Annotated in this window: 7 protein-coding genes; all 7 read left to right on the forward strand. The window is 33.9% G+C overall.

The genetic code is table 11. The features are described from left to right. Positions 1–9 precede the first annotated feature (9 nt). The 7 genes from T537_RS0100175 to T537_RS0100205 are packed head-to-tail and all read left to right on the forward strand — an operon-like array spanning position 10 to position 11804. Entirely contained in the window at positions 10–1740 is a 1731-nt protein-coding gene (locus T537_RS0100175; protein WP_031555377.1) for a phosphoadenosine phosphosulfate reductase domain-containing protein, read from the forward strand. 2 nt (positions 1741–1742) lie between these two features. Next, positions 1743–2603, forward strand: coding sequence for a DUF4007 family protein (locus T537_RS0100180; protein WP_031555378.1), 861 nt, complete (start codon positions 1743–1745; stop codon positions 2601–2603). 12 nt (positions 2604–2615) lie between these two features. Further along, positions 2616–6206: a hypothetical protein gene (locus T537_RS0100185; RefSeq protein ID WP_031555380.1), complete on the forward strand. Its 3591-nt coding sequence runs from the start codon at positions 2616–2618 to the stop codon at positions 6204–6206. Between the two features lie 12 nt (positions 6207–6218). Next, on the forward strand, positions 6219–7367 hold the full coding sequence (locus tag T537_RS0100190; protein ID WP_031555382.1) for an aminotransferase class V-fold PLP-dependent enzyme: 1149 nt from the start codon (positions 6219–6221) through the stop codon (positions 7365–7367). After that, complete coding sequence (locus T537_RS0100195; protein WP_031555384.1) at positions 7367–9064, forward strand: DEAD/DEAH box helicase; 1698 nt, start codon at positions 7367–7369, stop codon at positions 9062–9064. The genes T537_RS0100190 and T537_RS0100195 overlap by 1 nt, the downstream gene beginning before the upstream one ends. 11 nt (positions 9065–9075) lie before the next feature. Further along, positions 9076–10893 carry an ATP-binding protein gene (locus T537_RS0100200; protein ID WP_051637114.1) on the forward strand — a complete coding sequence of 606 codons (1818 nt, stop codon included), beginning with the start codon at positions 9076–9078 and terminating at the stop codon, positions 10891–10893. 8 nt (positions 10894–10901) lie between these two features. Beyond that, positions 10902–11804, forward strand: coding sequence for a phospholipase D family protein (locus tag T537_RS0100205; protein ID WP_031555386.1), 903 nt, complete (start codon positions 10902–10904; stop codon positions 11802–11804). Positions 11805–11832 lie beyond the last annotated feature (28 nt).

The following is an 11832-nucleotide window of genomic DNA, read 5'->3' on the forward strand; positions in this document are numbered from 1 at the left end:
GGTGGTTATATGATTGAAAGAATATGCCCTAAGTGCAGGGTTCCTATGACGGGAGATAAATGTATAAAGCCTAATTGTGGCCATGCTACCGAGATGTCATCAACAATATATTGGTGCAATGAATGCAATATTCCTATTTTTGAAAATTCATGTCCCGTATGTGGCAATGAGGGGAAGTATATTGCAACAGATATTAGACCAGTGTTTCCGGAAGAAAACTGTTTGATATCAATTATTCTTAAGGATGATCCATTTGCTTTTCAAAAGGATTCTGTTTGGTATGGAAGCAATGCTTATATTATTAATGGTAAAAAGGTAAAACTTGCGGTTAGTAAAATTAATAAGCTTCATATTGATGAGATTAAGACATTCAAGCAGAAGTATGATGATGTTGCTGGTAGTATTTTGTATGAATACTTTGATGTGTTCAAGGAAAGATTTATTGAAGCAAATAAAGACAGATATAACTTTATAACTGAAGAAGCTGTTAGCTTTGTTCAGAGTTATAAGGAACGATATGAAATCGAAGATATGATGGTATCATTCAGCGGGGGTAAGGATTCAACAGTTACATCACATATCGTTAATAGAGCATTGGGAACAAATAAGGTACTTCATGTTTTTGGAGATACGACATTAGAGTTTCCTTATACATTAGAGTATAAAAAACGCTTTAATAGAAATGAAGAATCTAGTGGTGTAAGGATTCTTACAGCAAAGAATCGTGAAAAGAACTTTGAAGAATTATGTGAAGTCGTTGGACCGCCTAGCCGTGTTATGAGGTGGTGTTGTACCGTATTTAAAACCGGTGCGATTCAAAAAACAATTGCGTCTGCATTTAAAGATAAGAATAACATCTTGAGTTTTCAAGGTATTAGACATAATGAATCAGCAAGCAGAAGCAAGTATGAAAGAGAAAGTGAGAGCCCAAAGATTTCGAAGCAGACAGTTGCTTCTCCAATTATAGATTGGATTGATTTTGATGTATGGCTCTATATTTTGACTACAGGAATTGACTTTAATGAAGCATATCGACTTGGATGGACAAGAGTTGGATGCTGGTGTTGTCCAAATAATGGTGGATGGTCAGAGTTCTTATCAAAAGTTCATATGTATGATCAATATGTTCATTGGCATAATTTGCTTGTGGATTTTGCTAAACAAATTGGTAAGCCGGATCCAGAAGATTATGTTGATGAAGGTGGATGGAAAGCGAGACAAGGTGGTAATGGGTTAGCTGCAGCACAAACTTCTATCGTTTCATTTGAACCATGTGCTACAGATGAAAATGCTTTTAATTATGATTTACAGCGCCCTATTACAGAAGAGTTATACGAATTATTTAAGCCGTTTGGATACATAAACAAGGAACTTGGAAATAAGCGTTTAGGAGAAGTCTATATTTTAAATAAGGCTGGAAAGGTTGTGCTTGTTTTACAAGGAAGAGTCGGAAGTACAAGGCTTAAAGTTACTATAAAAGATATTCATATCGCAAAGGCAAAAACACTTACTGCGGCAGAAGGAAAGATTCAGTGTCAACTTACAAAGTACCAGATGTGTTTGGGCTGTAAAGCGTGTGAGAGTGTATGTAAATATGATGCCATTAGTGTTAAGGATGATGGCACAGGTAAAATCACTTATACAATTGATAGTGATAAGTGTAAGCGATGTACAGAATGTGTTGGACATTTTAATGCAGGATGTTACATGAGAAAAGTATTAGGAATAAAGAGGACATAAAAATGGCTAATGAAAATTCAATTAGGTTACAGGGTCATGAAAAGTTCGCTATTCGAGAAGGATGGCTTGCTAAAGGACTAAACGAAGTTGAAAATCCTAAATATGACAATGTATTTCTGGAGAAAAATGCAGCAGAAATTTTCGGATTAGGTAACAACATGGTTAAGTCTTTGCGTTATTGGATGAGAGTATTCGGATTAACTAATGATAATGGTACGGAATTATCTACATTTGGTAAACTGGTGGCTGAGTATGATAGATATATTGAAGATACATTTTCTTTATGGATAATGCATTCTAAAATATCTAAAGATATTCATAATGCAACATCTTGGTATATGTATTTTAATCGATGTGACGCTGATGATTTAGATAAATCACAGATTAAGAGCATTTTGTATAGAGAGATATCTAAATATGCTCCCCAAAAAAAGGTTTCAGAAAAGTCTTTGGAGAGTGATGTTGACGTATTGTTGAATATGTATAGCAAACGTAAGGAAAATGATGATCCAGAGGACAAGAGTATTTCTCCGTTTAGCCAACTTGCATTGGTAAAAAATTCTGGGGGCAAGTATTCAAAAGTACATCCTTCAGCCAAGCATTTTAGTGAATTGATAGTGTTATATGAAATAGCTTCTATGTTATGTGGTGAGGATAGTTTATCAATTGATGCATTGATAAATGGAGAAAAAGGACTTCGCAGAATTTATAATCTTTCAAGTGTTGCTGTAAATGATTATTTAGATAAATTAGATGCTGCAGGATATATAAAGGTGGATAGAACTGCTGGATTGGATGTTATTTATCCAATGAAAGAATTAGACTCTGATGCAATTTTGAAAGAGTATTATGAAAATAAATAAAAGGGTGATGGGATGAAAAAAATACAATCTCTTAAAGATATCATAGAATTTAATAGCAGTTTTAAGTCTGCTGTAAATTTATATTTGAGTTTAAATAAGCCTGAAAAGGTATTGGGCTATATTCCTACAAAATCATCTATATGTGTTATAGGTGATTATTTGGAGAGTATATTATGTAACAAAGAACAAGCAACTCTATTTGTTGGACCATATGGTAAAGGAAAGTCTCATCTTTTATTGGTTTTGACTGCTATTATTTCGCTGGATAGAACACCAGAGAATAAGAAGATAATCGATGAGTTAGTAAAAAAAATAAAAAAAGTAGATGAAGTTGGTAATGAAGTCGCTGATTTAATTATGACTATGTGGAACAAAGAAAAGTACTTGCCAGTTCTTATCTCAGGTTCTACAGGTGATTTGAATCAGGCGTTTTTATACGGTCTTAATGAAGCTATTAAAAGAGATAAGTCATTAGCGGGATTAGCACCAGAGACTTATTACACAATAGCAATTGAGCGTATTGAAGATTGGAAGAATAATTACAAGGATACATATGCTATTTTTGAAAAGGAAGTAACGAAGTCAGGAATGATGATTAATGACTTGCTTACTAATCTTAAGTTATGCTCAAATGAGGCACTTGATACATTCAAAGCTATTTATCCGAAGGTAACCGCTGGTAGCAAATTTAATCCAATGGCTGTTTCTGATGTTTTGCCTTTATATAAGGGGATTAGTGAAAAACTAGTAGAAGATCATAAATACAGTGGTATCTATATCATTTTTGATGAGTTTAGTAAATTCATTGAGAGCCAGGATGGTTCAGCTGCTGGCTCTAATATGAAGTTAATACAGGATGTATGTGAGCTGGCAACAGAGTCGAAGAATGCACCTTTATTCTTCACTATGGTGGCACATAAGAGTATCAAAGAATATGGAAAGTATTTATCAATCGATACTATTAACTCATTTACCGGAATTGAAGGACGTATTGTAGAAAAGTATTTTGTTACTTCATCTAAGAATAATTATGAGCTGATTAGAAATGCAATTATAAAAAAGGATGATGATTTACAGAACATTGAGCACGTTCATAATTTCGTAGATAATGAGGCTTTAGATAAGTACTATCAACTTCCAGCATTTAAAAGCAATTTTCCAAGAAAAGATTTTGAAAATATTGTTTTAAAGGGCTGTTATCCACTTAATCCGATTGCATCGTACTTATTGCTGAATATTAGTGAGAAAGTGGCTCAGAATGAAAGAACTTTGTTTACATTTATTTCTAATGATGAGCCAAATAGTTTATTACGTTTTGTAGAGAATCATGATGAAAGCGACGGATGGAGTGCTGGCGCAGATTTGATTTACGATTATTTTGCACCATTGTTCAAAAAAGATGTTACAAATGAGTTTATTCATAATATTTGGCTTAGCGCAGAATATGTACTAGAAAGATGCGAATCTGATAATCAGAAAAAGGTAGTAAAGGCACTTGCAATTATTCTTATAGCAAATAAGGAAGATGAATTGCCAGCTACACGTACCTATATTCCACTTTGTGTTGATGTCCCTGGTTGTGCTCAGATTATTGATGATTTAGCAGCTAGCAATTTCATTTATAGAAAGAACGCAAACAACACTTATGCTTTTAAAACTAAAGCTGGTTCAGAATTAAAATCAGAGCTTAATAAGCAAAGAGAATTAAAGGGAGATAATGTTAATTATGCAAAAGCGTTATTAACAATTACAGGTAATTATTATATTGCGCCTAGAAAATATAATGCCCTTCATTGCATGACAAGATATTTTGAAAATGAATATATGCTTGTAGAGGACTTTATGAATATCAATAGTGCCGATGCGCTATTGAGCGGAATGAAAGGTGATGGAAAGGTTATCACTCTTTTTAGCTTTGAGACTGTTAAGCAAGAGCAAATTAAAAAGCATTTGGTAGACTTGGCAGATGATAGATTAATTGTTGTGTGTCCTAAAGAAAAACTTAAGCTGCAGATAAAAAAGAGATTAAAGGACTATGAAATTGTTCAAGAGCTTAAGTCAAATCAGGTGTTCACAAATAATAATGCTGTCCTTAAGCGCGAATTACCATTGATGCTAGAAGATTTAACGGTAGAGATTGAAAATGTATTACAAGATATATATGATGATGAGTCAGGATCAAAGGTATTTAGATATAGTTTTGTGGGTGGAAAAACGGTTAAGGAAAGCTCTGTCGAAAGGGCAGTTAGTGATTGTTGTGATGAAGTTTATAGCGAAACACCAATTATCAATAATGAAATGGTTAATAGACAATTTATCACTACAGGACAGACTAAGAAGGCGAGAGTAAACATTATTGATACGATTCTTCAACATAAATGTAATGAAGAATATGGCGAAGGCTTTAATCAGGAAGCTACAATATATCGTTCTTTATTTGTGAAGAATGAGTTATTAGCAGGAAACAATGATAGACTTCAGAAAATCTTGGATAGGATGAATGCCTATATTGATACTTGCTGTGACAAGAAGGTTCCTTTTGGCAACTTAATAAATGAGTTAGTTGCTAAACCATATGGAATGAGACTTGGCGTAATTCCAATTTATTTTGCGCATGTTCTTGCTGAAAGACAGGAAGATATTATTATATATTTTGCTGATCAGGAAGTTCAGATTAGTGCAGATATTATTGTTAATATGTGCGAAAACGCAGAAGATTACGCTGTGTATGTTTCCAAGGAGGATATTGAGAAGGAGAAGTATTTAAACGAGTTAAATTCTGAGTTTAGGATTAGTGAAAACAGAAATCTTTCTTCAAATCGAATTAAAGATATTGTGATTTGTATGCAAAGATGGTTTAGAGCTTTACCTCAGGCAACAAGAAATCTGGTAGATATCGAAAAGTACGAAGATAAGGAAACAGTTGTTGCACAAATGAAGGTGATCAGAAAAGCTATGCAAACGGTTGAGTTTAATCCGTTTGAGATGTTATTTGTCACATTCCCTAACGAGTTTGGAACATCTTCACTGTTAGATACATTTGATATTATTGATAATCGAGTAGATGATTTTGAAGATTATTTTCATAAAATCGAGAATGCAATTGTAGCTGCTATCTTTAAGATATGGGGTACAAAGCCTGGAAAAGACAAACTCTATCATGATTTACGGGAGTGGTATGAGAAACAAAGTGTTTCTGCTAAGCAGGGATTATATGACGGAAGAATAACTAATTTTATGTCATGTATTGCAAACCTTGATTCATATAATAACGCACAGGTTGCGTTGAAAGTAGTAAAAGCTGTTACTAACGTATACGTTGAAAACTGGAACAGCGGTTCATTAGATGAATTTATAGAAGAATTATCTAGTCTAAAACAAGAGATTGAATCTATAAAAGATGGTGATGCATCTGGTGAGTACACACTTACTTTCTTTGACAAGAATGGTGAGCAGAGGAGTAAAAACTATTCTTATGCAAGCGAAGGAACTGGTAGTGTATTAAGGAATATTATTGAGGATACACTTGATGAATATGATGATTTGAGTGTGAATGATAGAGTTTCTATTTTACTAGAAATGATAGACAAGATTACTAGATAGAAAGGCGATGTAATGATTTATTTAGATAACGCAGCAACTACATTTCCAAAGCCTAATTCCGTGTATGACGCAATGGATAGGGCAAATAGGGAATATGCAGTAAATGCTGGAAGAGGATCTTATAAGGCTGCAAGAGAAGCAAATCGAATAATTACCGAGACAAAACAGCAATTGCGTAATTTAGTTAGGGCTGATATTTCCGCTGCAGTTGTCTTTGCTCCATCAATAACGATAGCACTTAACCAGATTATTAATGGATTAGATATGCGCAAGGGAGCAGTAGTTTATGTTTCACCGTATGAACATAATGCTGTAGCAAGAACAGTACACAAAATAGCTAACGAAAGAGACTTACTGGTAAAAGAATTACCTATAAATGAAGAAGATCTTTCAATTGACTTAGAGAAGATGAAATATGAGTTTACGAAAGATCGACCAGAGTTTGTGTTTGCTACACACGTTAGTAATGTTACTGGATATGTTTTACCAGTTGAAGAAATCTTTTCAGAGGCAAAGAAATATGATGCTATTACAGTGCTTGATTCGGCACAATCGCTAGGATTGATTGATATATCAGTATCTTTAATAAAAGTCGATATTATTGCTTTTGCAGGTCACAAAACTTTATATGGCCCTTTAGGTATTGGTGGATTTATTAATGTTTCAGGCGTACCACTTTCTACTTTTATTACAGGTGGAACAGGAAGCGATTCATTAAATTTGGATATGCCTACTGGAGCAGAATCTCATTATGAAGCGGCTAGCAGCAATATAGTTGCAATATATGGATTAAACGCTGCATTAACAGATTTAAACCAAAATAGTAATTATAAAAAAGAGATGAAGCTTACAGAGTATTTATTGGAACGTCTTGGTACGATAGAAGGTGTTCGTGTTATTGAATATCCTTCAAATAATTTACAAGTAGCGGTTGCCTCATTTATTGTTGATGGTTATAAATCAGAGGATGTAGGAATGATACTCGATGAGGACTTTGATATTGCAGTTAGAACGGGATATCATTGTGCTCCGTATATACATAAGTATCTGAAGGACGAACCAACATTAGGTACAATACGCGTTGGATTAGGACAGTATTCTACTAGAGATGATATAGATGAGCTAATAAAGGCTTTATGTGATATTATAGGGGGTAATTAATGGATCGATTAGAGTACTATATGTATAATTTCAATATAATCGAGCTTAAGCAGTATCTTGGAACGGACCTAGCAGATTTGCTGGTGGAATGGCTACCAGAAGGTGAGCAGATTTATTCAGAAGAAAACCTGATTAATATGATTCGTTCTGTTTATGGAAATAAGATTCTTGAAAATCCTTCTTTTAGAACTCGATTGTATAAGGCGTTTGAGCCAGAAAAGATTTTAGAATATAGAGTGCTTTTACCAGGACATGAAAATGATGATGTTGCTGTTGTTATTGAGGCAATGTCAAATTCAACATGGGGGAAGAATGCTCTATCGTATAAAGTGTTAGATGACCTAGGTATTGATCATGCATATTTTGAAAAAGCCGAAGATACTAGAGCATCTATTGAAAGTATTGCAGCATATGATAGGTTTTTTGAACTATTAGATTATCAATTTATCATAAAACAAAAGATTCTTACGTATGTGAATTCAGATAATGATTTACCTAAAATGCTCGTAAGAATGCCGACTGGTACAGGTAAAACAAAAACGGCAATGCATACGATAATTAATCAGTATGTATTTAAGCAAAATGGAGAAGGTTTGGTTGTATGGATTGCGCATACAAAGGAATTATTAGATCAAGCGTTTGATACATTTTGTAATGTCTGGCATCATATCGGTCAGGGAAATGTTAAAACATATAAGCTTTGGGATAGGTATGATGTTAATGAAGCAGAATTAGATAATGGATTTATGTTTATTGGTATTCAAAAACTGACTTCATTAATGAATAATAATCCAGATTTGTTTTCAACTATTACAAATAAAGCACATATCGTTATTGTAGATGAAGCGCATCGTGCAAGTGCAAAGGAGACAAAGAAAGCTATAGATAGGTTGATGGCTTATGTAGGATTTTCAAAAGCATTGATTGGGTTAACTGCCACTCCAGGACGAACAGGAGATACAGAAACTGCATTATTTCAAGCAATGTTTGATAACAAAATTATAGATATTGATACCAGTATCCTTAATCAGTTAAATCTTTCGAAGGTTGAGGCTGATAATACCACACCAGAGAAGGATATAATTAAATATTTTCAGAAAAGAGGTATTCTGTCGAAGTTAAAGCGAACACCTTTACAATATGGAGATTTAACTAAAGACGAAATCTCTAAGCTTAAAGTGCATATGACTAGCAATGGATACAGAGATGTTACAGAAGCTTTTCTTAGGATTATTGCAATGAATAAAAAGAGAAATGCAGTTATTGTAAACAAATTAATTGATTTGAACAATATGCATAAACCTACCATTGTTTTTGCTTGTTCAGTAGAGCATGGAAAGATGCTATCGGCTGCTCTTACAATGCAGGGAATAAAAAATGGTCATGTATTTGGTGATATGGATCCTGTGGAACGTAGAAATTTTATTTCGAGATTTAAAGATAAAGATGATGATTTGAATATCCTTATAAACTACGAAGTCCTTACGACCGGATTTGATGCAACAAATATTCAGTGTGTATTTATCACGAGGCCAACTAACTCAGTTGTCTTATATAGTCAGATGTTAGGTAGGGGGTTAAGAGGCCCTCAGATGGGTGGTAATGAATACTGCGAACTTATCGATATTGAAGATAATTTGGAGCGTTTTACAAACGAATCTCAAGCATTTAATTATTTTAGTGAGTATTGGAATTAGGAGGAATGAAAATGGATACTGTAACTGCTTTTACATCTGCCGCTGAGGAGATGGATATTATTAATATTAGCGATTACGGCGATGCACTTAGAAATTCTGGCTATAAAGATATAGAAAGTGCGATGGCTGAGATTGTCGATAATTCTATTCAGGCTGAAGCGAAAAATGTTCTTGTTATTATTAAAGATCGTGTTCCATCATATGGAAAACGAAGTCAGGTATATGAAGTAGCATTTTTAGATGATGGTACGGGTATGTCTCCTGAATGGGTTCAGGGATGTCTTAGATTTGGAAATGGTACGAGAAGAAGTGCAAAAGGAATGGGTAAATTTGGTGTAGGTTTACCACAATCATCAATGTATGCATGTCCTAGAGTAGAAGTTTATTCATGGCAGGGCGGAATAGATAATTGTTATAGTGCTTTTCTTGATATTGATATGGTCTCTAAGGGAGAGCAATTAAAAATTAAACCTGCAGAAAAGAAAGAACTTCCAGAAGAGTACAAGAAATATTTAAGAGAAGGATTGCAGTTATGCGAGTCCACGTTTGATTTTTCTGAGCATGGGACTTTAGTGCTATGGAAGAATTGCGATAATGTTGTTCCTAGTACGGTTAATGCGCTTTTTAAGCGATTAGAATTTTCTTTTGGAAAGAAATATAGGCATTTGATTTGTGATGGAAAATCAAATATTTATTTAATCCATGACACAAAGGATCAGTACAATGAGAAAGTAATACCTAATGATCCTTTATTTTTAATGCCTAATAATATTGTGCTTGGTAATCCTAATAATCCGGAACAATTACAAAAGAAGAAATTTGTAGAAGGTTCTGAGCCTATTTTTGAACCATATGCGACGGAGTTCTGCCCTGATGGAGTAGTTCATCAGACTATTAAATACTGGGATAGAGAATCTAAAACAGCAAAAGAAGGAGAAGTAAAATTAACTTTTTCTATTGTAAAAAAGAAGTTTTATGATATGGATCATATGACAAATCCAAATCCTGGTAATACTAAAATGGGAGAATATGTAGGAAAGCTAGAGGGTATTTCTGTTGTCAGAGAAGGACGAGAAATTGATTTTGGTCAATTTGATTTTTATAGTGACAAAAATAGTCCATACCATAGATGGTGGGGATGTGAAATAGCGTTTGATAGAGATCTTGATCAGGTGTTTAAAGTTGCAAATAACAAGCAACACGTTGAATTAATAAAGCTAGATGGTGCTGACTACGAAGAGGAAGAGTATAAGCCTGTTTGGCTTCAACTTGAAAAGATTATTACAGATAAGATTGCTGAAATGGCTAAGAGAAATAAAGCCTTACGTAAAGGCTCTAGAAGTAATACGTCAACAACAAGTCCGGCAGAGGAAACTGCAACAAAAGCAGAAGAAGGTTCACAAGTTCCAACTGAAAGTGGTGATATAAGAAATACAAAAACTGACGAGGAATTAAAAAAAGCCGCTGAAGATATTCTGCATGAGAGAGGTAATGAAGCTCCAGCAGAAGAAGAAAAAGAACAAATATTATTTCAGAAAGTCGTAATTAGAGAAGAAGATGTATCGCAGTATACAAATAACCTTTTCACAATGAGTGTCGATACAGGAATATGTATATGTACGATTAATACTGGAAGTTTATATTATGATAATTATGTGACAAATATGTCAGATGAAGCAAAATTAGCATTTGATCTTTTGTTAGCTTCATTTGTAAGAACTATAGATGAAGCAGCTCCAGAGAAGAGACCGACATATAAAAAACTTATGGACGAATGGAATTTTAAGTTAAACAAGTACTTATCAGAGTTTCTTGGCATTGATAATTGAGGTGGCATATGGCGATTCTATTTTCAAACGAGATTATAAATGCTGTAATTGATGAACTTAAGAATGCGGAAAACTCCGTACAGATTATAACTGCATATTGCAAAAAGAATACTTTTGAAAAGTTGGACTCAGTTATTTCTAGTAGTGTAAATAACAGAAGACTTCTCGTTCGTTTTCGGCTTGATGATGTTCTAAAGGGAAGTACTGATTTTGAAATCTTAGAGTACGGAGTACAGCATGGATGGAATGTGTTCTTACGTTTTGATTTACATGCAAAAACCTATATTGTTGATAATAAGCGTGGATTAGTTGGTAGTGCAAATGCTACCAACTCTGGTTTAAATATTGGTAAAGCAGGCAATATGGAAATGGCAACATTCATTGATGTTGAACTTGAGGATATAGAAAAGATTAATGGCTTGTTTGATGATGCAATTCCTGTAGATGGTGAATTGATTACTAAGATGAAACAGCAATTTGATTCAATTGAACCAGCAGAGAAACAGAAGAGCCATAGCTGGAATACAGAAATAACAAATCGCTTTAATCCAAGTGTTAACACACTATTTTCTTATGAGCTTCCGGAAGAGTTTAACTTTGTTGAAGGCGAGTATTTTTCATTCTTGGATTATACCTTTTCGGGAGATTTGAATGCCTTTAAAGAAGTATTCAGATGGAGTAATGCATATCTTTGGCTACTGAAGATTGTGAAAGAAAATGATGGTGAGATGTACTTTGGGGCAGTAACTGAAAAGCTACATAATGCGTTGGTTACAGATCCAAAACCATATAGAAGAGATGTTAAGCAGATGCTGGCTAATCTTCTTGATTTAATAGAAAAGCTTGGAATGGAAGAGGTAGTAATTGATAGACCGAATCATTCGCAGAGAATAGCATTAAAAGAAAAATAAAAGGAGAAGTTGTTAAAAACAATTACTA

Origin of the sequence: Lachnospira multipara LB2003 (assembly GCF_000702205.1) — a bacterium.
Taxonomy (GTDB): domain Bacteria; phylum Bacillota; class Clostridia; order Lachnospirales; family Lachnospiraceae; genus Lachnospira; species Lachnospira multipara_A.

Coding starts and splice junctions, on each gene's coding strand:
- T537_RS0100175 (WP_031555377.1), top strand. CDS start 10: ATGATTGAAAGAATATGCCCTAAGTGCAGGGTTCCTATGACGGGAGAT.
- T537_RS0100180 (WP_031555378.1), top strand. CDS start 1,743: ATGGCTAATGAAAATTCAATTAGGTTACAGGGTCATGAAAAGTTCGCT.
- T537_RS0100185 (WP_031555380.1), top strand. CDS start 2,616: ATGAAAAAAATACAATCTCTTAAAGATATCATAGAATTTAATAGCAGT.
- T537_RS0100190 (WP_031555382.1), top strand. CDS start 6,219: ATGATTTATTTAGATAACGCAGCAACTACATTTCCAAAGCCTAATTCC.
- T537_RS0100195 (WP_031555384.1), top strand. CDS start 7,367: ATGGATCGATTAGAGTACTATATGTATAATTTCAATATAATCGAGCTT.
- T537_RS0100200 (WP_051637114.1), top strand. CDS start 9,076: ATGGATACTGTAACTGCTTTTACATCTGCCGCTGAGGAGATGGATATT.
- T537_RS0100205 (WP_031555386.1), top strand. CDS start 10,902: ATGGCGATTCTATTTTCAAACGAGATTATAAATGCTGTAATTGATGAA.